The organism is Enterobacter sp. JMULE2 (genome assembly GCF_013337145.1).
GTDB lineage: Bacteria > Pseudomonadota > Gammaproteobacteria > Enterobacterales > Enterobacteriaceae > Enterobacter > Enterobacter mori.
In genome coordinates this window covers 655925-678986 of the sequence record NZ_SGWD01000010.1, presented here as the reverse complement: position 1 = coordinate 678986, position 23062 = coordinate 655925, and the positions used below count along the sequence as shown (strand labels likewise).

Here is a 23062-nt window from a genome sequence, read left to right as displayed (position 1 = left end):
TAACGGATTGAAAATAGCACATTTTAAAGCGCGTCAGCGTCGACGACCGCTTTAACGAAATCCTGCGGATCTTCCTGGGGAGGATTGTGCCCGACGGTGGCACCAAAGGTTCGGTGCTCATATTTTCCGGTAAATTTGCTGGCATAGGCCGCGGGTGCAGGATGCGGCGCGCCGTTATTACCGCCCTCAATGGTGATCGTAGGCACGGTGATGTTCGGCAGCGTTGCCAGTTTCTGCTCGTAGCGGTCGTATTTATGCTCCCCTTTCTCCAGGCCTAAACGCCAGCGGTAATTGCTGAGCGTTACGGCAACGTGGTCTGGGTTATCAAGCGATTTGGCGCTGGCGTTAAATGTGGCCTCGCTGAATTTCCAGTCCGGCGAAGCCTGGGTCCAGATCAGACGCGCGAAATCATGGGTATTTTTAGCATAGCCTTCCGCGCCGCGTTCGGTTGCGAAGTAGAACTGATACCACCACTGAACCTCGGCTTTCGGCGGCAAGGGCTGTTTGCCTAAGGCCTGGCTACCGATCAGATAACCGCTCACTGAGACCAGCGATTTAACGCGCTCTGGCCATAAAGCGGCGACGATATCCGCCGTGCGGGCCCCCCAGTCGTAACCCGCGAAAACGGCCTGCTTAATATTCAGCGCGTCCATCAGGTTAACAACGTCTTTCGCCATGGCGGAAGGCTGACCGTTACGCGGTGTTTTATCCGAGATAAACCGCGTGGTGCCGTATCCGCGCAGTGAAGGCACGATAACACGATAGCCTTTTGCCGCGAGTGCGGGCGCCACTTCCGCATAGCTATGAATATCGTAGGGCCAGCCGTGTAACAAAATCACCGGCTGGCCGGTTTTCGGTCCGATGTCGACATAGCCGACGTTGAGATCGCCTGCGTTAATCTGCTGAGGGTGATCAAATGCCGAGGCGAAGTCGTTGCCTTTGGCTTCCGCCTGGCAGGACATGACGGTGCCAAGAGAAACGGTCAATGCAAGAGTCGAGTAAGCGAGTTTGCTAAACATATTGATATCTCCGGTTGTGTACATTTCACGGGGATATAACAACATGTCACTGTATAGCGGATATGTGCGAAAGCGGGTTTATTGCAAGCCTGTGTATGTATCCGGGACGCTGATACAGTGTGATACAAACACAGGCGATTTGACGTTAAAGGGTTATGCGGTATCGGACGTAATCGTCAGCCTCACCATATTTATCATAGAGTTTACGCGCCGGGTTGCTCTCCCGGGTGACCCAATACAGTTTTGACCACCCTTCGCGCTGGCCTTCCGCAATCAAGGCATCTATCAGCGCCTTTCCTGCTCCCGCCCCGCGCTCTGCAGCATTCACAAACAGATCTTCCAGGTAGCAGATGGGTGCTGTCGACCAGGTGCCTTCATGCAGAATACACATCGCGAAACCGATAACCTGTTCATCCTTCTCTACAACCCGGCAAAATAGGGGTGAGTTATCTGAGAGCGCCCTTTCCCATGTCGATGCGGTAACAGATTCGTCGAGGTAGCAATCATAAAAATGGGTATAGCCATCCCACAGCGGTCGCCACTGGGAATAGTCATCTGCGCGTAACGATCTTACCGTGACAGCCATGTGTTCCTCACATTACAACGTGATTGCCATTTCAAAACAGCGTAAATCAGCACCCGCCATACGCGAGTGATGATGCTTTTCGCCCAGCGTGACAAAACCGAGCTTATGATAAAACGACCGGGCGTTTGGCGTCGAATCGAGCAGCAAGCGCGTAATTCCACGTCTGCGGGCTTCGTTGATCAGTGCCTCGACGATCCGTGTCGCCATTCCTTTACCTGATGCTGAAGGTAAGGTGAATATCGCCTCCAGGCTATGCGTATCAAGATCGAGATAACCCGTCGCCGCGATGTCACCCTTTTCATCTTCCACTACATAAAAGGGGTAATCTATGACCATTTTTCGATAGTGTTCGGGCATAAGGTCGGGCGTCCAGCGAGCAATCACATCCGCGTCGTAACTGGTTTTACAGCCGTGACGGATCGCCTGATTGCGAATATCCCAGAGTATTTCGGCTTCCTGCGGTTTAGCTTTTCGTAACGTCATACCTCCCCTTAACGGCTTTTTAACCGGATTTCACGTGCCAGTCTGGCAAGACGCTGAGTGCGACAATAGAGGGTAAACAGCACAAAACCTCTGCTATTCATCACCACCCGGCAAAGTAACAGGGCGAAGCATGCGATGACTATTGGCCAAAGGCTTCCGCCATGAGAAAACAGGAGATGTAGCGCCTGAACGAGGGTCATGACCAGTAGGATGATGAACAATGCCATAACGCCCAGCAAACCTGACGTCACCCCTCGGGCAAGAAGCACGCTACTAACAATGAGCGTGACAAGGATTATCAATGATGGTACGAAAAAACTCAGTGCATGATGTAAAGGCGACAACCCCTGCAACGTGTGGAGAAAAGGTAGAAGATTTAACGCAAATGCCACTAAAAACAGAGGTAACAGCGCCGCTATCGGGTACGGGTTTTGACGCGGAAGCTCGTCGAGAGGACGAGAAAAATACCGTTCCAGCTCGGGAGTGGAATGATTCAAAAGACGGGTATCACGACGAGCAATAGCTTCCTCTATCTCTTTGCCATGCTGCAGGAGATCCTGGAATACACGTCCGGTTAAAAAACTCAGAAATCTCATCAGAATACCGCCAGCGAAAAGCACAACTCATTAGAATGTGATAGTGATGAAAATACCAGAACGCAAACAAAAGCATAACGCTTAAATATGGAGATTCGCAGATGACGATACCGACGCTTACGACAGAACGCCTGCTGCTGAAACCGCTGGTTGCTGAAGATGCCGTCCAGATTCAACAGCTGTATCCGCGCTGGGAAATCGTACGCTATATGGTTTCTTCGGTGCCCTGGCCCTACCCGGAAAACGGTGCGGAAAGCTATGTCAACAACGTGGCACTGCCGGATATGGAAAAAGGGATTGCCTGGTTCTGGAGTATCCGGCATCGTGAAGCGCCGGATCGGCTCATGGGAATTATCTGCCTCTACGACGTCGAGGATAACAACCGAGGGTTCTGGCTGGCGCCGGAGTTTCAGGGGAAAGGGTTTATGCGCGAGGCCAGCATTGCCGCGACGGATTATTGGTTTAACACGCTCAACAAACCCGTTTTACGCGCTCCGAAGGCTGCCGCTAATAGCCGCTCCCGACGTATTTCAGACAGCAGCGGCATGCGGTTAATCAGAACGGAAAAGAAAGCCTACGTCAGCGGAATGCTGGTTTCCGAGTTATGGGAGATCACCCGTGACGAGTGGAATGCCCGTCAGGTCAGCTGATAGTATTTATCCGGGAACAACCTTTCCGGAATGTTCTCTTCGTCGTTCATCTGCAGCAGATCGCGTTCCATCATGTTGCAGATGGCGTCCAGCGGCAGATCGTTATCTTCGGTGCCAAACGGATCTTCGAGCTCTTCCGCCAGCGTATCCAGCGAGATAAAGGTATAGGAAATCAACGCGGAGACGAACGGCGTCATGTAGTGCAGATCCACAACCAGTGCAAACGGCAGCATGATGCAGAACAGATACACCGTGCGATGCAAAATCAGGGTGTACGCAAACGGCACCGGTGTTGTCGCAATGCGCTCGCAGCCGGACAGGACAATCGACATATCGTTCAGACGGTTATTCAGACTGTGGAACAGGATATCTGACAGCTGCCCGTTACGACGCCGTACGGCAAGCCACTCCCCCATGATCAGTAGAATACGGTTCGCCGGAGAGTTGGCGTCCATCACTTTACGTAAATCCTCTGCCGCCAGATAAGGTGAAAGCTGTTCCGCGTTTGTTTCCCGGCGCAGCGTCATGCGTAAACAGTTGGCAAAGGCAATTTGCAGGCGCACAAACTCACCCAGATGTTTATCGTCGGGTAAGGTGTTTTTTACCTCGCGAAACAGCGAGCGCGCCGCTATCATCAGTTGCCCCCAGAGCTGGCGAGCCTCAACGTAGCGCGAATAACAGGCGTTGTTTCTGAAACCGAGAAAGATCGCGATCGCCACGCCAAGAATGCTAAACGGTGCGACGGTAAATTTGATGCCAAGCGAGGTATACCACGGCAGCATCAGGATGACGGCGATGGAAAGCAGGAAGTTGAGCAACAAGCGGGTGTAGATTTTCGGCAGAACCGAACCGTGCCAGACAAATATCAGTTGTAGCCAGTGCTGTTTAGGACGAACAATCATAGTCAGTGTCAGAAAGGAAAAGAGCGAGGCTATTAAACGTGATCCCCCTCACGGTTGCAAGCATGTTAATGGAACATTGCTTTTTCTCCACTGGTAAGCCTAAACCGCACGGAGTTGAAGCCGTTTTTTAAAAACGCAGTAAATAGTATGTTGTAACTAAAAAAGATCGTTAAAATACCCGACCGAAGCCGGGTAACCGTTTAGCAAAGTGTTTTTACTGCTTCACGCATCCCCTGATGAAGGACGGCATCAAGATCCAACGTAACCTGTTCTACCAATCCCTTCACCTGCGTCAAATCCTGCTCCCAGTGATTGCTTTCACTCAGCACCGCTTCCACCAGTGAACGGGTATCGATCTGCTTATCGTGGTGCTGTGCCCAGAGTTGCTGATAGCGGGTCAACCAGTGCGCATCATCCTGTACCGGGTAGCGTTCGCCATGACGTTCACCCCGGTAAAACGCAATCAACGCGGCCAGCGCAAATGTCAGACGCGCGGGTAATTGACCCGTCGCCTGCTGCCCCGCCAGCAGCTGCGGCAGGATGCGCGTGCGGTATTTGGTCATCCCGTTCAGGGCAATCGACAGCAGCTGGTGCTTGATGTAAGGGTTACGGAAACGGCCCGTCACCGCACTGGCGAATGACTCCAGCTCTTCGCGCGGCAAATCCAACACAGGAATAATTTCCTCATAAATCGCTTTTTCGACGAACGCACAAATCTCTGCATCGTTCATCGCGTCACCAACCGTATCCAGACCAGCCAGGAAGGCTACCGGTACCAGCGCGGTGTGCGCCCCGTTCAGGATAGCCACTTTGCGCTCTTTGTACGGCTTAATGTCATCAACGATGAGCACGTTCAGCGGGAATTTATCCAGACGCAGCTCGGCGGCAAGTGATTTTGGCCCCTGAATCACGAACAAATAGAAATGTTCAGCGGTATCGATAAATCCATCGTGATAGCCAAGCTGAGCTTCCAGCGATGCCACTTCGTCACGCGGATAACCGGTAACGATACGGTCAACCAGCGTAGAACAGAAGCTATTGGCGTCGTTCAGCCACTGGATAAACGCCTGCGGCAACGCCCACTCCTGCGCATAGCGCAGCACAAGTTCGCGTAGTGCTTCACCGTTGTAGTCGATAAGCTCGCACGGAATGATAATCCAGCCTTTGTCCGCTGCGCCGTTAAAGTGGCTAAAGCGCTCAAACAGCAGTCGCGTCAGTTTCGCCGGATAGCTTACCGCCGGGGCATCGTCGAATTTGTCAGCGGCGTGATAGCTGATACCGGCTTCCGTGGTGTTCGAGAAGACAAAACGCATATCGGGGTTGTGGGCCAGCGTCAAAAACTCATCATAGTGATCGTAGACGCTGATTTCACGGTTAACGGAGCGGATAAGACGCGCATCGCTTACCGCCTCGCCCTTCTCATTCAGACCCCGAATGATGGTGGTGTACAAACCATCCTGGGTGCTGAGCGATGGCGGGAAATCGCTCTGGATCGGGCGAACAATAACCACACCGGCATTAAGATCGGTATGCTCGTTTAACAGGTCGATTTGCCAGTCAACGAACGCACGTAAGAAGTTTCCTTCGCCAAACTGAATGATACGTTCAGGGTAGAGAGCACCGGGGAAATCACGTCGGTTGAGTGTGTTCACATTGGGGTCCTTTTCGATTAGTCATACAGCCTGATATGATTGGTGTAATAACTTATCAAACCTTTCAGACCAGAACCCCTGTTTGGATCAACTCATCAGGCAATTGTGAAAAATAATCATAAGAATTTATAGAAAACGGATGTCGCGGTCATCGCACCGTCTGGCATCAGGGCATAGCGCGGGATCTCCCCCACTTTTTGCCAGCCCGCCCGCTGGTAAAAGCTCTCCGCGCCGCTACCGGTGGAGGTATCCAGTACCAGAACCGACAGCCCTTTTTCGCGCGCAATCACCTCAAGGGTCTCCATCAGCGCCATTGCCGCCCCTTTACGGCGGGCCTTTTCGTGAACCAGCAGTTTTGCGACATCCGCGCGGTGCGGCTGATTTTCCGGCTGATCGGTGATGAGCTGTACCGTTCCAATAATGCCGTCCTGCTCATCAACGCACGCCAGTACGGTACGCTCATGACGGCCAACGCTATCAGCAATCCCATGCCAGAACGTGCGCGCTTTGTCGTGACTAAAAGGCAGCATAAAGCTGACGGATGCGCCGCCGTTAACACAGTTTTCGAGGATATCGGCCAGCGCATCGATGTGGGACAGAATGTCGTCCCGGGAGAGGGTTTTAATATGCAGTGGAGAGTTCATGTTTTGTCCTTTTAATGAATCTCTCCAGATTGCTATTAACATTTCCGTAACGCAATAACCTACTACATAGGATTTCGTTATCTCTCAGTATGTCTCTGCTGTTTCATGGAGTACATTTTCCGATCGGCATTTTTAAGCCACTGCTGAATATCGTTGCTGTTATGGTCGAACTCACTCAAGCCCCAGGAGAAATGCAGCGACCAGGGGTGCAGTTGACGCGCGTTATAGCTCTCTACCTGTTCGATCAAATACTGCATGGCGATCCAGGCACCCTGCTCATCCGTATCGGCAAACAGCACCGCGAATTCGTCACCGCCAAAGCGAACCAGCAGATCGGCCTCGCGGAAAGAGGCCTGCATGAGGGAAGCCATCGCTTTCAATGCCTTGTCGCCCTCCTCGTGGCCGTAACGATCGTTGATCTCTTTAAAACGATCGAGATCCAGCCATCCCAGGGTTAGCGGCTCCGCCCGACGTCTGGCGACAGAGAGGGTGAAACGAACAAACTGGTTAAAGCCGCGGCGATTGTATAAACCGGTGAGTTCGTCGGTGGTTGCCGCGCTGACTGCGGCAAATTCATCTTCCGCCAGCGCGCCCAGGTCCCCGAGTACGGCGAGATCCGCCGCGGAAAATTCACGTGGCGCGAAATCGATTAGGCACAGAGACCCAACGCTCGCCCCGTCACGCAAGCGCAGCGGAAAACCCGCGTAGAAGCGAACTCTTGGGTCCCCTGCCACCAGCGGATTATCGGCAAAACGGTCGTCCTGAAGCATATCACTCACCACCAGCGGCGCTTCGCTGAGGATCGTGTGACCACAAAAAGAGATATTGCGCGGAACGGTGTCAGGTGCCTGTCCGTCGGCGGATTTCACAATAAGTGAATGTTCATCAATGAGATTGACCATCGCCAGCGGCACCTGGAAAAAACGTTTAGCCAGACGCGTCAGCCGGTCAAATGCCACGGAATTGTCGATCTCAAGAAGGCCAGACTCGCGCAGCGAGTTCAGGCGTTCTGTTTCATTAGCGGGGGTTACAGGTGCTTTCATAACGTCTCCTGACGCTTTGCGTTATTAAAAGCGTAGCTTAAACAGAGACATTGTCAGTGTGCGAATATTCTGTTCTTGCCTTCACGCTTGGCATGGTAAAGGGCACTATCGGCGGCCTGCAGCCAGTCGGCCACGCTGCTTGTATCTCGCGTTGCGCAGGCGATACCGATACTGAGGGTGCAATGCACGGCCTCTTGCGCCACATCCTTCATTACTGCCGCCGCGTCCATAATGCGGGTAGCCACAATCTGGGCCTCATCCACGCTGGTATCCGGGAGCAAAATGACAAATTCGTCCCCCCCCAGACGCGCTGGGGTATCTGTAGGGCGCGTGGCCAGATGCAGGATCTTCGATACCGTCGCCAGCATCGCGTCGCCCACCTTATGGCCAAAGCGGTCATTTACCTCTTTAAAGTTGTCGATATCAATAAACATCAAAGCAGATTCACGGCACGTCTGACGAAGTTTATTCAGTTCATGATCGATACGTTTTTCCAGCAGACGACGGTTGGCGATATCCAGCAGCGGATCCATCATGGCGATCCGTTCCAGCTCGCGGCTTTTTATCCGTAAGCGCTGCGCAATACTGTCAGTCAGCATGCTCATGGCCAGCAGGTAGATGGCGATCAGCGGTAAGGTGGCAAACATTGTCCGCTGGGAAACAAACCCATCTACCTCCATCCCCTGCGTCAGCCAGGTCACCAGGAATACGCCTAGCATCAGAGCGGCGGCCTTTTTCAGCAGCGTAATACCGCCTGCAGAAAGCCTGTCCGAAAGCAAAATGGTCGCAATCACGACCGACGTAAGCGGATTAACCGCCATCATCGCGATCCAAAAGCCCCCGGCACCTGCATCCAGCACGAGGTGCTGGTGCTCGGTTGCCAGGGGCGTCGGTGAACGACGCGCCCGCAGCCAGGCCACCGTTGGCCAAATAAAGGCATTCGCCCCTAGCAGGATCATCAGCCAGACCGAGCGATGGTGTTCAATCAATACGGACAGGACAGGAATAAAACAGAGAAATGTGCCGAGTAAACGCATGAGATACATACGTTTGACAAACCGACGACCGGGTAAGCGAGGCTTGGGACTAAGTTTGTCAGTGGCATTCATACTAAGATTTTTCCGATATGTTTCTTGCGGTATCTTATTGAGCTTAAAAATACCTAGCAAGCAATTTATCTTTTAATCATATATATCAAGGCCGCTTTCTCCCGGTATGGAGATATACAACACGATAATCCTACGTCTGCGTCAGCCATTCATTTGTATGACCAGCCAGTGATGGATCACGGTGACGATATAGTGCTGCTGCTGCGCCGTAAGCTCGACGTCCTGCGGAATGCTGTGCCATTTTGCCAGGCAGCCACGACAGCACGTGGCAGTGGCGTGCTGAGCAATAAACACCGGATGTCCACGCATCGGCGTTTGCTTACCGTCATTCGCGGGATGGGCCGGGGCAAGGCGCTGAGCAACAAAATCCGCCGCATGGCGATCGATGGTCTCAGCCCCTTTTTCCCAGCAGTATTGCCGCTCTTTCGGCCCCAGTCGAAAGCGCGACCGAAACGTCGAACGCGACAGGCGCGCAAATAACGGATCCAGGTTCGACATCAGTAAACCGAGCGCCCCAACCGTTGGGTCAGTCGTTCCAGTACCGCCACACCTGCCAGTGAATTTCCCGTTTCATCGAGTTCCGGACTCCAGACGGCAATCGCCATCTCGTGGGGAACGATGGCCACAACCCCGCCGCCCACGCCGGATTTTGCCGGTAAGCCGACACGCCAGGCGAACTCACCGGCATTCTGGTACATCCCGCTGGTTGCCATCAGGGCGTTCACCTGACGGGCCTGCATCGGCGACACCACTTCCTGATCGAGATGCGGTGCATGCCCCTGATGCGCAAGGAACAGGAACGTTTGCGCCAGTTCAACACAGTTCATTTCAAGCGCACAGTAATGGAAGTAGTTTTGCAGAACCGTCGCAACATCGTTGTGGAAATTGCCAAAGGATTTCATCAGCCAGGCTATCGCCGCATTGCGTGCCGAGTGTTCAAACTCCGAGCGCGCGACCACCGGATCGTAGGCAATGCTCTGCACGCCAGAAAGCTGGCGCACGATTTCGAGCATTCGCTGGCGAGGCGCGCTGAGGCGGCTTTGCAGCATATCGCACACCACCAGCGCCCCGGCATTGATAAAAGGATTACGCGGTTTACCCTGTTCCATTTCAAGCTGCAGCAGCGAGTTAAACGGCTGACCGGAGGGATCTTTACCCACACGTTGCCAGAGCTCGTCTTCTTCATACTGACGCATTGCCGCCACCAGGCTCAGCACCTTTGAGATGGACTGAATCGAGAATCGCTCGGTCGCATCACCGGCCTGGAAACGCTGTCCGTCTACCGTGCATATGGCGATACCCAGCTTATTACCGCTGACCGAGGCCAGCGCCGGAATATAGTCGGCAACCTTCCCCTTTCCGATTAACGGTCGGACCTGCGCCAGAATTTCGTCCAGCATCTCATTATGGATAACCGCAGCCACACTTTGCTCCTTGCCCTCAGGCTAAAACGGGCTGCGAGTATAACAGAGGCTTATATATTGCGTCAGGCGGGAAGACGAAAACGCGAGACGGCTTCCAGCAAATTATCGGACTCCTGATGCAAACGCGCAGAGGCATCCGACGCGTCAGACACCAGCGCATCCGTCTGCCGCGATACCTGATTCAGGGCGTGAAGCTGGCGAGTCATCTGATGAATACTCACCCCCTGGCTCAGCGTGGCGTCTGAGATGTCATTCAGCAGGCTGCTTAAATTCGCCACCAGCCCGATAACCTGCTGCAGGTTATCTTCCAGCCGGTTAACCGCTTTTGAGCCATCATGAATCCCCTGCAAAGAGTGATTGATCAGCGCCTGAATGGTCTGGGTAGAATGACTGCTTTTGCGGGCCAGCAGTCCCACCTCGCGGGCGACCACGGCAAAGCCGCGTCCCTGATTGCCCGCATGTGCCGCTTCAATGGCCGCGTTCAGGGCAAGAATATTGGTCTGGAACGCCACGCTGTCGATCATCGCTACGATCCCGCGCATCTCAGAGGATCGGTCAACGATCGCCTGCATGGAGGCATTTACCGTAGACATCATCTGGTCGCCGCCTGCCGCAGCCTGACGCGCCTCATCTGCGCGGGCGCTGGCAAGTTTCGCATAGCCGGTGTTGCCTTCAACATGCGTTTCCAGCGCGGCGATATTCGCCGTGACATCCTCAAGCTCTTTCGCCTGACGTACAGACTGCTGATACAGCTTCTGATTCCCCTGTGCCAGGGAGCCAATGTTCTCGACCATCGAGGTCGTGGCGTGGCTGACCTGCGATACCAGCTGCTGTAGCCCATGCTGCAGGGTATTAACACTGCCGCTGAGCTGACCCATCTCCCGGTTGAAGCAGGCTACAGCTGGCGGTGTACCGGACAGATCGCCCGCAGAAAGCTGGTTGATATGTGCAATCAACCGACGCAGCGGCGTAATAACCCACTTTGCCATCCCGAACCAGACCAGAATGGCAATCACCAGCAGAACGACGGGCGCAAACAGGAATAGCGTTTGCAGGCCTGAAAGCTGCGACACCAGCGTCTGCCGCCCTTGCAGGGCCTGTTTCTCGCTCAGCTGCTGGTAACGCGCATAGTTATCATTAAAGTCGGTCTGAAACGCCTGCGCGGGAACAGCAAAAAAGGCATCAATGGCGTTCGTTTTAATCAGCCCTTCCGCCTGCTCTTTAATGGCACCGTAGAAAAGCTGGTAGCTCTTCACCAGCGCCTCGTCTTTCGCCGGATGGAGTGCCAGCCACGCCGTCCATGCCTGATGAGAGTCGTCCAGCGCCTTTTGCGCCTCGTCCATCAGACTGTGCCAGCTCCCTTCCGAGCCGGTCTCCTTATCCTGCATAAACCAGACGCCGGAGCGGTTAAGCAAATCGCTTGCGGCCAGCAGGGAAACGCGCGCCTGATCCAGCTTGCCCTGCTGCTGATACGCCAGCTGGTTATGCTGTTCGTTGCGCTGGGCTTCTTTCAGAGAGGCGGTGAGCAGAAGCGTGGAGGAGAGTTGCAGTGCGGAGAAAAGCCCAATAATACAAAAAATGCCGGCCAGCAGACCAAATTGACGGGGGATGACGCGCTGCGCAATACGGCGAAAAATTTGCGTTAGGTTCATAATTTTCTTCTGTAACAATACGTTAGACGCGAGCGAGTCTACGAAACGAAAATGACAGAACCATTGCAGATAAATGACAACAGCCCTCATAATGAGGGCCGAAATCACAGATGGGCGATAAATTACACGCGATCCTTCCAGACCGTCTGTACGTTACAGAACTCGTGCAAACCAAAATGTGAAAGCTCACGACCGAAGCCGCTCTTCTTCACGCCGCCAAACGCCACCCGGGCATCGCTTGCGCTGTAGCCATTGATAAACACCCCGCCGCACTCCAGCTCGCGAGAGAATGTCTCCGCCAGCGCGTCGTTTGCGGTAAAGACCGTGGCAGACAGACCAAAGTCACTGTCGTTAGCCAGCGCTAAAGCATGCTCCGCATCCCTGGCGATCGTAATCGCCGCCACCGGGCCAAACAGCTCCTGGCGGAACGCGGTCATGTTCGGGTTGACATTGCCGAGCACGGTTGGCGCGTAGTAGTTACCCTCACCAGCCAGTTTCTCTCCGCCCAGCAGCAGGGTCGCCCCTTCTGCCAGGGTGGCCTGCACCTGCTGATCCAGTTCATCACGCAGATCGAAGCGCGCCATCGGGCCAAGATAGTTCTCTTCCGTCTCCGGCGAGCCCATCTTCAGCGCCGCAACCGCGTCGACAAAGCGTTGGGTAAAGGCATCAGCCACCCCCTGTTCCACGATAAAACGCTTCGCCGCCGCGCAAACCTGTCCGGTATTTTGATAACGCCCCGCCACTGCGGCTTTCACCGCCAGATCCAGATCGGCATCGTTCAGGACGATAAAGGGGTCGGAACCGCCCAGCTCCAGCACGCATTTTTTGAGTGCCGCACCCGCCTGAGCGCCAATCGCCGCCCCGGCACGCACGCTGCCGGTGACGGTAATCGCAGCGATACGGCGGTCGTTAATGGCCTGGCTGACGCCGTCGTTGGTGGCGTTTACCCAGCCAAACACGCCCTGAGGAAAACCGGCGTCGGCAAAAATCTGCGCAATCAGCTCGGCGGAGCCGAGCACGTTCGGGGCGTGCTTCAGCAGGTAGCTGTTCCCCGCCAGCAGAATGGGAACCGCGCCGCGCAGCACCTGCCAGAGCGGGAAGTTCCACGGCATTACCGCCAGAATCGGTCCCAGCGGACGGTACTCGATGACCGCGTTGTGATCCTCGACCAGCGTGGGTTCAGCATTCAGCATTGCCGGGCCATGTTCGGCATACCAGTCGCACAGGCTGGCAGATTTAGCCACCTCGCCGCGCGCCTGCAGAATGGGTTTGCCCATTTCGCGGGACATCATCCGCGCCATCTCTTCACCCCGGTTACGCAAAGCCGCGCCCAGATCGCGCAGCTTCTGCGCGCGGTGGGAAACGCTTTCGCGACGCCAAAGGCGATAGCCCGCATCGGCCTGAGCAATAGCGCGTTCTACATCGTCGGCCGTCGCCCAGGGATACGTGGCCAGGGTTTCGCCCGTCGCCGGGTTAACAGAGCGTGCATGAGTAGCAGATGAAAGGGTCATGATGTTCTCCTCGCAATAACAGTTGATTCATTGTGGCCCACTCTGCTATTTCTTAAAAATGAATAATACTGACCACCTTATTCACGAATCGAGAATGCTATGGACTTAACTCAGCTTGAAATGTTTAACGCCGTCGCGCTAACCGGCAGCATCACCCAGGCGGCGCAGAAGGTGCATCGCGTGCCGTCGAACCTGACCACCCGCATCCGCCAGCTTGAAGCGGATCTCGGCGTGGAGCTGTTTATCCGCGAGAACCAGCGTTTGCGCTTATCGCCAGCCGGGCATAATTTTCTGCGCTACAGCAGGCAGATCCTGGCGCTGGTTGACGAGGCGCGAATGGTCGTGGCCGGAGACGAACCGCAGGGGCTGTTTGCCCTCGGCGCGCTGGAGAGCACCGCCGCCGTGCGCATCCCGGAGAGTCTGGCGCAGTTTAACCAGCGCTATCCGCGCATTCAGTTTGCACTGTCCACCGGTCCATCCGGGACGATGATTGATGGGGTACTGGAAGGTACCCTGAGCGCCGCATTTGTCGACGGGCCGCTATCCCATCCGGAGCTGGAAGGGATGCCGGTTTATCGGGAAGAGATGATGCTGGTGACGCCCGCCGGGCATGCTGAAGTCTCAAAAGCCACCCAGGTCAGCGGCAGCGATGTTTACGCTTTTCGCGCGAACTGCTCCTATCGCCGACATCTGGAAAGCTGGTTTCACGCCGACAGAGCCACGCCGGGGCGGATTCATGAGATGGAGTCGTATCACGGCATGCTCGCCTGCGTGATTGCCGGGGCCGGCATCGCATTAATGCCCCGATCCATGCTGGAGAGCATGCCGGGGCACCATCAGGTTGCAGCGTGGCCGCTGGTGGAAAACTGGCGCTGGCTCACCACCTGGCTGGTGTGGCGACGCGGGGCAATGACCCGTCAGCTTGAAGCCTTTATAGCGCTGCTAAACGAACGTCAACCACCAGCGCCTTCTCCATAAACAGGCTCAGCGGGTCTTCGACGTACGGGGCAAACGCCGGACGCAGTTCGTATCCGCACTGCTGATACAGACGGATAGCGGCATGCTGTTTGATCCCCGTCTCGAGCCGGACGGTATGGCATTCCCGGCTCAGGGCTTCATCCTCAAGGGCGGCCAGAAGCTTTTCCCCAAGATGTTGTCCACGGTGCGTCGGGTCGATATACACCCGCTTCATCTCCCCCGTACCGTCGCCGTTCAGCACCACGGCGCCACACCCTACGGCATTGAGCTGCTGGTCGCGAATAATCATTAAAATCAGCGCCGCGTCCGGCAGATTAGCCAAATCGAGCAGGTGGTTGCTTTCGGCGGGGTAAAGTTCGCTCTGATAGCGGTCAAGGGCCGCGATCAGATTAAGGATGTCGGGATGACGGGCAGACTCAGAGGTGATGGAATACATGGCAGGCTCCTTGCTATTTTTCTTTTAACATAGCGCAGACCTGCCAGGGGGCTACATAGTATTAACTTATGTCATGACGCCAGCGTCAGTTGGACATCAAGCGCCCTCAGCTCGGCCTGTGTCGTCTCATCCAGCCTGCTGTCCGTGACGATATCCGTCAGAGTATGCAGATGTGCCACGTTAAACAGCGACCAGGCGCCGTACTTTGAACTGTCTGCCAGCAGTACGCGGCGCTTAGCGTTGGCGATCAAATCGCGTTTTAATGCCGCCTTCTCTTCCGTTGGCGAGGTGATCCCTCGGGTTATATCCCAGCCGTTACAGCTGACGAAAGCCACGTCCGGCCATACGTTTTGCAGCAAGCGACGCCCGTGTTCACCGATGCACGACTGGCTCGAATCGTCGATACGGCCACCAATAATCGTCACTTCGATTTGCCTGAATTCTGAGAGAAACAGCGCAATATGCAGGTCGCTGGTAATGACGCGCAGCGGAAGGTGCGTCAGTTGACGCGCGAGTTCAATCATCGTTGTGCCCGCATCCAGCACGACGGCATCTCCCGCCTTAACAAAGCTGGCCGCCACACTGGCAATTGCATGTTTCTCCGCCAGACTCCGCTGCATTTTTTCGTGCGTCGTGGGCTGGGAAGGAATAAACCGGTTAAGGGTAACGCCGCCGTGGGTGCGGCTAATGACGCCCTCCTGGTCGAGCTTAATCAGGTCGCGGCGGATGGTCGCCGGTGAGGCATCCGTGATTGCCACCAGCTGATCCACCGTCACCAGATTATGCCCTTTCAGGTAATCCATTATCTGCTCTAACCGGTTATATCCCTTCATATCATTCCCGTGTAATTTGCATAGCCAACTGGATAGACACCGTCATGCTCTCAGACTTCGCTTTGCCGGTCCACGCAATATCAAACGCGGTGCCGTGGTCTGCAGAGGTACGGATAAACGGCAACCCGGCGGTGATATTCACCCCGTCATAGAAGCCGAGTAATTTTAACGGAATATGCCCCTGATCGTGATACATCGCAACGACCATGTCATACATTCCTTCGTGGCATTGCATAAATACCGTATCCGGCGGACAGGGTCCTGTGACGTTTAGCCCCTGCGCTTTCATCGCCTCGACGGCGGGGCCGACAATCTTGATCTCTTCATCACCAAACAGGCCGTTCTCACCCGCATGCGGGTTCACACCTGCAACTGCAATGCGCGGATGATCGATTCCCACACGCTTCAGGAAGGTATCGGCAATACCGATCACGGTTTTTACCCGATCCTGACTGAGCGTATCAAGGAATTTGCGCAGCGCGATGTGGGTGGTGATGTGAATCACCTTGAGTTGATCGGTGTACAACACCATGGCGTAATCTCTGCTGTCGGTCAGATGTGCCAGCAGTTCCGTGTGGCCCGGATAGTGATGTCCGGCCAGATGCAGAGCCTCTTTATTGAGTGGCGCCGTTGCAATTGCCTTTACCTCACCCGCCATCGCCAGTTCGGTGGCTCGCTTCACACAGCGATAAGCCAGATCCCCGGCCTGAGCCTGAACAACCCCCGGCTTTAACCCATCAGGATCCGCCAGCGGTTCGTCCAGCACGTTAATCACACCGGGCGCGAACTGCGCATCGCTGACTTTCTCAATCACACGCATATCGGCTTGCGCGGTGATCCCTTGCTTAAGCACCCGCTGCAGCGTACGGGCGCAGCCCACCACGACAACAGATGAACCCGATAACTCGCCGTCAGTAAGGGATTTGATAATAATTTCCGGGCCAATACCCGCCGGGTCACCCATGGTTACAGCAATAATATTAGTCACTCATTCTCTCCTCGATAAAATGCAAAACCTCACGCAGCGTCTCTTCCTTTCCGAAGCCCCCTGCTTTGGTCATCACCGGCCGATGCCAGGCACAACCCAAAAATCTGCCGTAAGGTACGCACTGTGCAATGCGTCCCGTAATCTCAAAACCTTGTGCCTCAAGCGCGCTGGCAACGGCCATCGCCACATCGCCACCTGAAACGTACAGCGCATCCGGTGCCTGCTTTTCCAGAACTTCGCGGGTCAGCGTTCCCAAATAAGTACAAATCTTGTCACCCAGCGCCGCGCGGGTAATTTGATGTTGGCTACAAATATCCTCAACGCGATGTCGGGACTCCCGATCCGAACTGGTATGCACAATGCAGTGATTACCCGCCTGAAGCGCCTGAATTATTCGGATGAATGCGTCTGCCGTTGTGCCGTTAAGCATGTCGTTAACATCAATGAACACCCGCGACACGCCAGGTGCGTTAAGCGCAAACGCAATCTGACGCTGCGCGATTTCACTCATCGAGCCAACGACGGCCAGCAGCTGTTTGCGCCGGTCCGGCGCAAGATGGCGCGCCAGCGCATCGCACAACCCGGCCGATCCCACCAGCAGCGGCGTCTGCTCGCAGGTCAGCGCGGCGGCAATAACGGCATCCAGCTCACCCTCCGTCTCTGCATCCACAATCAGCACGCCATCCCCTTGCGCCAGCGCAGTTTCCAGGTCGCGTACGGTCACGGATTTGCCCGCCAGTCCGAAAAAGAGATCAACAATGTCAGCAGAAGGCACCGGCGTTTTCGGGTCGCTGGCAAATTCGGTTTCATTTACCGGTATACCGTCCACCAGACACTGGCCGTGCCGCGTAATGCGCCCGGCTGCGGGATACGCTGGCGCAATGACGATCTGCCGTTTACCGCTCAGTGCCTGAAGGGCTGCAGTTTCAGCGCCAACGTTCCCGCGCAGCGTGGAATCAATCTTTTTAATCAGCCACCGCGCGTTCACGACATCCGCGCCGAGGCGCGCAATTTTTTCAGCCGCCTCTGATGCTCCCAGCGCCCGAGATTCGGTATTGATAACCAGCGCATCAGTGGGTTCAGTAGAAACCGTCTGGAACGCCACGCAGACCTTTTTCCCGCGAAGCGCCAGGCTGACGCCCGCATCGTTTGCGCCGGTAAAGTCATCTGCGACGACCACCACCTCTCTGTATAGATTGTTTTTTTTCATCCCCACTCCGGGTCCGTTCATCCTGTTAATGATTATATTCAATCATGATTGATTATATGTGAGCAAGATCAAGTTAATCAGTTTGCGAATAAATTATAAATTTAGCCACGCGATGACCATGACTGATCTGATTTGAGCGAAATCAATCATGACCACCAGGACAGGAGAAGAATGTGGTAACCATCAACAGCACAATTATCAGCGGCGCTGGCGCTATTCCCGCCATCAGACCGCTGCTTCACGGTAAAGCACACATTTTGCTGGTCACAGACGGCAATATTTCACGTCTGGAGGCAGCAAAGCAGATCCGGCCCCTTCTTGAAGAGGACAATCGCAGCATCACGATTGTTGATAACGTGCCGCCGGAACCTTCGCACCACGATGTCAGCCAGGTGCTCGGCGGGTTAACGTCTTGCAAGTTCGATTTGATCGTCGGGATCGGGGGCGGCAGCGTGCTGGACGTCGCAAAGTTACTCTCCGTACTGTGTCATCCTCAGTCCCCGGGGCTGGATACCCTGCTGGCCGGGATAAAACCCGCAGCGCGGATTTCCTCCTTGCTGATCCCCGCTACGGCCGGTACTGGCTCCGAAGCCACGCCAAACGCAATTCTGGCGATACCGGAACAGAATACGAAAGTGGGGATTATCTCCCCCGTGCTGCTGCCGGATTACGTTGCGCTCCTGCCTGAACTCACTACCAGCATGCCCGCACACATCGCCTCGTCGACGGGTATTGATGCGTTGTGCCATCTGATTGAGTGTTTCACGTCAACGGTTGCCAACCCGGTCAGCGATAACGCCGCGCTGACGGGACTGTCTAAGCTACTGAACAACATTGAAACAGCCTGTGCCGAACCGGGTAATCTGATGGCGAAGCTGGAGATGCTGTGGGCGTCTTACTACGGCGGGGTTGCCATTGCCCATGCAGGAACGCACCTGGTTCACGCCCTTTCCTATCCTCTCGGCGGGAAATATCACCTGCCGCACGGCGTGGCTAACGCCATTCTGCTGGCACCGTGCATGCGCGTAGTGCGCCCCCATGCGGTGACTAAGTTTGCTCAGGTCTGGGATCTCGTGCCCGGCGCGGATACCACCCTGTCGGACGAGGACAAATCCCACGCGCTGGTGACGTACTTTGCGGCGCTGGTTCGCCGCCTCAACCTGCCGGATAACCTTGAGACGCTGGGCGTACCGCGAGAAGACATTGCTTCCCTCAGTGAGGCCGCGCTTAACGTTAAACGCTTAATGAATAACGCCCCCTGTCAGCCAGACCGTGACGAGGTGCAGGCAATCTATCGGACACTGTTTCCCCAACATTAATATCGAAGGAGTGAGAAATGCGTAACACCATAAAGGGCGTACTGACGGCAATCGTCACCCCCTTTGACGCGGACGGCGACCTGAACTTACCGGGACTCACGCGGCAGATCGCGCGTCAGCTGGATGCCGGTAATGGCATCTTTTGCGGAGGGACCAACGGCGAGTTTTTCGTGCTGAGCGAAGAAGAAAAACTCGCCGTCACCCGGCACTGCGTTGAAACCGTGGCGGGACGTGCGCCCGTTGTGGCCCATGCAGGAGAAATATCTACCCGCCAGACCATCCGTCTTGGCAAACAGATCGCCTCACTGGGTGTGGATGCCGTATCGGTCATAACCCCTTACTTTGTTCCTCTAAAGCAAGACGAGCTAATCACGCACTATACGGCTATTGCCGATGCGCTGAGCGTGCCGATTTATCTCTACAACATTCCAGCGAGAACCGGTAACACCATTGAGCCCGACACCGCTCGCGCGCTGGCGGAGCATCCCAATATTATCGGTATTAAAGACAGTGCCGGTAGTTACGAGAGCCTGAGCGGATTCCTCAATGCGGTGAAAGACATTGACGGATTCGACGTGCTGAACGGCCCCGATTCGCTGATCCATCAGGGCTTTGTCGATGGCTGCTCCGCCTGTATTTCCGGACTGGCGAACGTGGCACCTGCGGCCATTAACGCCATCTGGTCACGCTTTAATGCGGGTGACATCGACGGTTCCCGCCGGGCTCAGGAAAGCGTCACCCAGCTTCGCACGGAGTTATACAGCGTCGCGTTTTCCCCCGCCGCAGTTAAAAAAGCGCTGCAGATCATGGGAGAAGACGTTGGAGAAAGCCGATACGCCGTGGCGTTTAACGCGCAACAGCTGCAACAGATACGCCAGATAGTGACAGCGTCACTAAATTAACCGGCGTCAGTTTCGTCAATAAGAATACCGGGTGCCTGAGGTGCCCAGGATTCACTCGCCCTGAAGAGAGGCAAAGATGAATAATTTTACCGCTGAAGATACCCTAATCATTGTCGGCATAGTGATTGTCTACATTCTGTTCACCACCTGGCTAACCTTCCGGATCCGCAGTAAAAACTCCGGTGATTTCATGGAAGGTTCCCGCGCAATGCCAGCATTTATTGTCGGGATCCTGCTCATGTCTGAATATATCGGCGCAAAATCCACTATCGGCACGGCGCAGGCCGCGTTTGAAGACGGGTTTGCGGCCTCCTGGTCCGTCATCGGTGCGGCGATTGGCTTTCCGCTGTTTGGTCTGTTGCTCGTCAAGCGCATCTATAACACCGGGAAAATCACCATCTCCGGGGCCATTGCCGAAAAGTACGGTAACAGCACCAAAAATATTATCTCCATCATCATGATCTACGCCCTTCTGCTGGTTAACGTAGGGAACTACGTCAGCGGTGCGGCGGCCATCTCCACCGTATTGAAGGTCAATTTGCCCGTTGCGGCGTTTATTACCGCTATCGTCAGCACCTTCTATTTCGCCTTTGGCGGCATGAAGGGTGTGGCGTGGGTGACGGTGCTGCACAGTGCGCTGAAATACTTCGGCATTCTGGTCATCATGGGCTTTGCGCTGTCTAAGACGGGCGGCTTCGCGCCAATGGTTGAAAACATGCCGGACTTCTACTGGACCTGGGATGGCAATATCGGCGCGTCGACCATTTTCGCATGGCTCATCGGCACCATTGGTTCCATCTTCTGTACCCAGTTTGTGATTCAGGCCATCTCCTCCACCAAAGACGTGAAATCGGCCAAACGTTCAACCTGGGTCGCGTTCTTCTTCTGTCTGCCGATTGCGCTGGCCATCGCGGTAATCGGCGTGGCGGCTAAATACCTGCACCCGGAGATTAACAGCCTGTATGCGATGCCGATTTTCCTGCAGGATATGAACCCGTGGCTGGCCGGTCTGGTCACCACCTCTCTGGTGGCGTCTATTTTCGTCAGCGTCAGTACCGTTGCGCTGGCTATCGCCTCCCTGGTGGTTAAAGACTTTTACGTGCCGATGCGCAACCCGACGCCTGAGCAGGAATTTAAGGCCACCCGCTGGATCTCACTGCTGATTGGCTTCCTGCCGCTGATTTTTGTTCTGCTGGTGCCTGAAGTCCTGAAGCTCTCGTTCTTTACCCGCGCCATTCGCCTGTCGATTTCCGTGGTGGCCGTTATCGCCTTCTACGCCCCGTTCTTCCGCAGCACCCGTGGGGCTAACGCTGGCCTAATTGGTGCCTGCGTCGTCACGTCGGTCTGGTATCTGCTTGGCGATCCGTTTGGTATCAACAATATGTATATCGCTCTGCTGACCCCAGCCGTCATCATGGTGATAGAGCGGCTTATTCCGGGAAAAGCGAACGCAAAAGCGCCCACCCCTGCAGAAAATAATGGAGTTTGATATGTCTGTAACCGTAACCCGCGACGGGATTGTTCGTCCGCACCCGCAGGACATTCACATGGAGACAGCCATGCTGCCTTCCTCTTGCCCACAAAACCATGCGGCAAACCTGCTGCCGCTGCCGGATGGCGCGCTGATGTGCGTCTGGTTCGGGGGGACGCAGGAAGGGATTGCGGATATCTCCGTATGGGGTTCACGCCTGACACAGGGCAGCCAGCAGTGGAGCGACGCGGTCAAACTCTCGGACGACGCGACGCGCTCTGAGCAAAACCCGGTCCTCTTCCTTGCCCCGGACAACGTGCTGTGGCTGCTGTGGACCGCCCAGATTTCCGGCAATCAGGACACGGCGATTGTGCGCTATCGCCAGTCACTGGATTTGGGCCAAACCTGGGGCGAGATTGATACTCTTCTCGATAAACCGGGCACCTTTATCCGCCAGCCGATGGTGGTGCTGGAAAACGGCAACTGGCTGCTACCGGTGTTTTACTGCCGTACACGGCCGGGGGAGAAATGGGTAGGTAACGACGATATCAGCGCGGTGAAAATCTCGGAGGATCGCGGAAAAACCTGGCGTGATGTAGTGGTGCCGGAAAGCCTGGGCTGCGTGCATATGAATATTACCCCGCTTCACAACGGCACCCTGGTGGCGCTGTTCCGCAGCCGCTGGGCGGACAATATTTATTACAGCCAGTCAACGGACGGCGGCGAAAGCTGGTCCGTACCGGAGCAGACGGCGCTACCCAATAACAACTCCTCCATTCAGGTAACGACGCTTTCGAGCGGTGATCTGGCGCTGGTGTTCAATCACATGAGCGCCGCCGGTGCGCTTGAGCGCCGGGCGTCTCTCTACGATGAAATTGATGATGGTGATGACCGTAAAGAGCCGGTCGTCACCGGCGGTCGGGCAGCCTTCTGGGGAGCGCCGCGTGCGCCGATGACCGTCGCCATTTCGCCGGACGGCGGGAAAAGCTGGCCGTGGCAGCGTAACCTGGACGAGGGGGATGGTTACTGTATGACCAACAACTCCATGGAAAAACTCAATCGCGAATTTTCCTATCCCAGCATCAAACAGGGATCGGAAGGCAATATTCATATCGCTTACACCTACTTCCGTCAGGCCATCAAATACGTGCGGGTGACGCCAGAATGGGTCAAGGGGCTAATATGATTATTGGGCATCTCAACGCCCTGCCACTGGCAGGGCTACCGTCGGCGTTATACGCCCTGCTTTCCCGCCCGGAGTGCACGCTCCCGGCTCTTATGGCGCGCGCGGATGGTCGCTGGCAACCGGAGAATAGCAACTGGTTTTGCCATATCGGGCCTGCCAGGACGCAGCCGCGTAACGAGCGGCACACGGAGTACCATCACCAGTGGGCAGATATTCAGGTTGTGTTAGCAGGCGAAGAATATATTCACGCCGGAGCACTTCCCATCGGGCGGCCGGGTGATGAAGAGCGCAAGCCAGATCTGTTTATTGCCTCCGCCGCTGAACACAGCGTCACTATCCGTCTCGGCGCGGGTGATTTTGCCGTCTTTTACCCTGGTGAGCCCCATCAGGCGCTGTGTGCTGCCGTGTCGCCCATGACCGTGCGCAAAGCGGTATTCAAAATTCCCCGCACGATGCTGGAGGTATGAG

Annotated in this window: 24 protein-coding genes; 7 read left to right on the top strand and 17 right to left on the bottom strand. The window is 55.4% G+C overall.

All coding sequences use genetic code 11. From position 1 onward, the window contains the following. Positions 1-23: 23 nt before the first annotated feature. From EXW94_RS04130 to EXW94_RS04115, 4 genes are all read right to left on the bottom strand, one after another. Positions 24-1019 carry an alpha/beta fold hydrolase gene (locus EXW94_RS04130; protein ID WP_174339554.1) on the bottom strand — a complete coding sequence of 332 codons (996 nt, stop codon included), beginning with the start codon at positions 1017-1019 and terminating at the stop codon, positions 24-26. Between the two features lie 145 nt (positions 1020-1164). After that, the gene (locus EXW94_RS04125; RefSeq protein WP_042718097.1) at positions 1165-1605 is read right to left on the bottom strand and encodes a GNAT family N-acetyltransferase; all 441 of its coding nucleotides are present in this window, start codon (positions 1603-1605) and stop codon (positions 1165-1167) included. A 12-nt stretch (positions 1606-1617) separates the two neighbouring features. Beyond that, the gene (locus EXW94_RS04120) at positions 1618-2088 is read right to left on the bottom strand and encodes a GNAT family N-acetyltransferase (protein WP_174339553.1); all 471 of its coding nucleotides are present in this window, start codon (positions 2086-2088) and stop codon (positions 1618-1620) included. Between the two features lie 8 nt (positions 2089-2096). After that, positions 2097-2684 carry a hypothetical protein gene (locus EXW94_RS04115; protein ID WP_148400693.1) on the bottom strand — a complete coding sequence of 196 codons (588 nt, stop codon included), beginning with the start codon at positions 2682-2684 and terminating at the stop codon, positions 2097-2099. A 101-nt stretch (positions 2685-2785) separates the two neighbouring features. Here EXW94_RS04115 and EXW94_RS04110 point away from each other — a divergent pair, with 101 nt between their 5' ends. After that, positions 2786-3334, top strand: coding sequence for a GNAT family N-acetyltransferase (locus EXW94_RS04110; protein WP_174339552.1), 549 nt, complete (start codon positions 2786-2788; stop codon positions 3332-3334). Here the strand turns inward: EXW94_RS04110 and EXW94_RS04105 are convergent. The 9 genes from EXW94_RS04105 to sad form a co-directional block, all read right to left on the bottom strand. Beyond that, positions 3322-4236: a bestrophin family protein gene (locus tag EXW94_RS04105; protein WP_108417468.1), complete on the bottom strand. Its 915-nt coding sequence runs from the start codon at positions 4234-4236 to the stop codon at positions 3322-3324. The genes EXW94_RS04110 and EXW94_RS04105 overlap by 13 nt on opposite strands. A gap of 200 nt (positions 4237-4436) precedes the next feature. Further along, positions 4437-5888 carry a tagaturonate reductase gene (locus tag EXW94_RS04100; RefSeq protein WP_174339551.1) on the bottom strand — a complete coding sequence of 484 codons (1452 nt, stop codon included), beginning with the start codon at positions 5886-5888 and terminating at the stop codon, positions 4437-4439. 116 nt (positions 5889-6004) lie between these two features. After that, entirely contained in the window at positions 6005-6532 is a 528-nt protein-coding gene (locus EXW94_RS04095; protein WP_174339550.1) for a GNAT family N-acetyltransferase, read from the bottom strand. Positions 6533-6609: 77 nt separating this feature from the next. Then, positions 6610-7575, bottom strand: coding sequence for a sensor domain-containing diguanylate cyclase (locus tag EXW94_RS04090; RefSeq protein WP_126816501.1), 966 nt, complete (start codon positions 7573-7575; stop codon positions 6610-6612). Between the two features lie 53 nt (positions 7576-7628). After that, positions 7629-8621: a sensor domain-containing diguanylate cyclase gene (locus tag EXW94_RS04085; protein WP_174339549.1), complete on the bottom strand. Its 993-nt coding sequence runs from the start codon at positions 8619-8621 to the stop codon at positions 7629-7631. Between the two features lie 204 nt (positions 8622-8825). After that, entirely contained in the window at positions 8826-9182 is a 357-nt protein-coding gene (locus EXW94_RS04080; protein WP_174339548.1) for a DUF4186 domain-containing protein, read from the bottom strand. Continuing rightward, entirely contained in the window at positions 9182-10108 is a 927-nt protein-coding gene (glsB, locus tag EXW94_RS04075) for a glutaminase B (protein WP_010431130.1), read from the bottom strand. Before glsB ends, EXW94_RS04080 begins: the two co-directional genes overlap by 1 nt. A gap of 62 nt (positions 10109-10170) precedes the next feature. Continuing rightward, positions 10171-11760 carry a methyl-accepting chemotaxis protein gene (locus tag EXW94_RS04070; protein ID WP_174339547.1) on the bottom strand — a complete coding sequence of 530 codons (1590 nt, stop codon included), beginning with the start codon at positions 11758-11760 and terminating at the stop codon, positions 10171-10173. 122 nt (positions 11761-11882) lie between these two features. Then, positions 11883-13271 carry a succinate-semialdehyde dehydrogenase gene (sad, locus tag EXW94_RS04065; protein ID WP_174339546.1) on the bottom strand — a complete coding sequence of 463 codons (1389 nt, stop codon included), beginning with the start codon at positions 13269-13271 and terminating at the stop codon, positions 11883-11885. 99 nt (positions 13272-13370) lie between these two features. Here sad and EXW94_RS04060 point away from each other — a divergent pair, with 99 nt between their 5' ends. Next, entirely contained in the window at positions 13371-14249 is an 879-nt protein-coding gene (locus EXW94_RS04060) for a LysR family transcriptional regulator (RefSeq protein WP_010431127.1), read from the top strand. Here the strand turns inward: EXW94_RS04060 and EXW94_RS04055 are convergent. The 4 genes from EXW94_RS04055 to EXW94_RS04040 all read right to left on the bottom strand — a co-directional run bounded on the left by EXW94_RS04055 (position 14203) and on the right by EXW94_RS04040 (position 17716). After that, positions 14203-14685: a GNAT family N-acetyltransferase gene (locus EXW94_RS04055; protein WP_108417477.1), complete on the bottom strand. Its 483-nt coding sequence runs from the start codon at positions 14683-14685 to the stop codon at positions 14203-14205. The genes EXW94_RS04060 and EXW94_RS04055 overlap by 47 nt on opposite strands. A gap of 71 nt (positions 14686-14756) precedes the next feature. Further along, positions 14757-15518 carry a DeoR/GlpR family DNA-binding transcription regulator gene (locus EXW94_RS04050; protein ID WP_174339545.1) on the bottom strand — a complete coding sequence of 254 codons (762 nt, stop codon included), beginning with the start codon at positions 15516-15518 and terminating at the stop codon, positions 14757-14759. 1 nt (position 15519) lies between these two features. After that, entirely contained in the window at positions 15520-16506 is a 987-nt protein-coding gene (locus tag EXW94_RS04045) for a D-threonate 4-phosphate dehydrogenase (RefSeq protein ID WP_174339544.1), read from the bottom strand. Continuing rightward, a complete protein-coding gene (locus tag EXW94_RS04040) occupies positions 16499-17716 on the bottom strand; it encodes a four-carbon acid sugar kinase family protein (protein ID WP_174339543.1) in 1218 nt (405 codons plus the stop codon). The genes EXW94_RS04045 and EXW94_RS04040 overlap by 8 nt, the downstream gene beginning before the upstream one ends. A 173-nt stretch (positions 17717-17889) precedes the next feature. On the opposite strand from EXW94_RS04040, the gene EXW94_RS04035 reads away from it, so the two are divergent. From EXW94_RS04035 to EXW94_RS04015, 5 genes are all read left to right on the top strand, one after another. Continuing rightward, positions 17890-19035, top strand: a complete 1146-nt coding sequence (locus tag EXW94_RS04035; RefSeq protein WP_174339542.1) for an iron-containing alcohol dehydrogenase — start codon at positions 17890-17892, stop codon at positions 19033-19035. Positions 19036-19052: 17 nt separating this feature from the next. Next, a complete protein-coding gene (locus tag EXW94_RS04030) occupies positions 19053-19937 on the top strand; it encodes a dihydrodipicolinate synthase family protein (RefSeq protein ID WP_108417482.1) in 885 nt (294 codons plus the stop codon). A gap of 76 nt (positions 19938-20013) precedes the next feature. After that, on the top strand, positions 20014-21426 hold the full coding sequence (locus EXW94_RS04025; protein WP_010431119.1) for a sodium:solute symporter family protein: 1413 nt from the start codon (positions 20014-20016) through the stop codon (positions 21424-21426). A gap of 1 nt (position 21427) precedes the next feature. Continuing rightward, entirely contained in the window at positions 21428-22594 is a 1167-nt protein-coding gene (locus EXW94_RS04020; RefSeq protein WP_174339541.1) for an exo-alpha-sialidase, read from the top strand. Further along, on the top strand, positions 22591-23061 hold the full coding sequence (locus EXW94_RS04015; protein ID WP_174339540.1) for a YhcH/YjgK/YiaL family protein: 471 nt from the start codon (positions 22591-22593) through the stop codon (positions 23059-23061). The genes EXW94_RS04020 and EXW94_RS04015 overlap by 4 nt, the downstream gene beginning before the upstream one ends. Position 23062 lies beyond the last annotated feature (1 nt).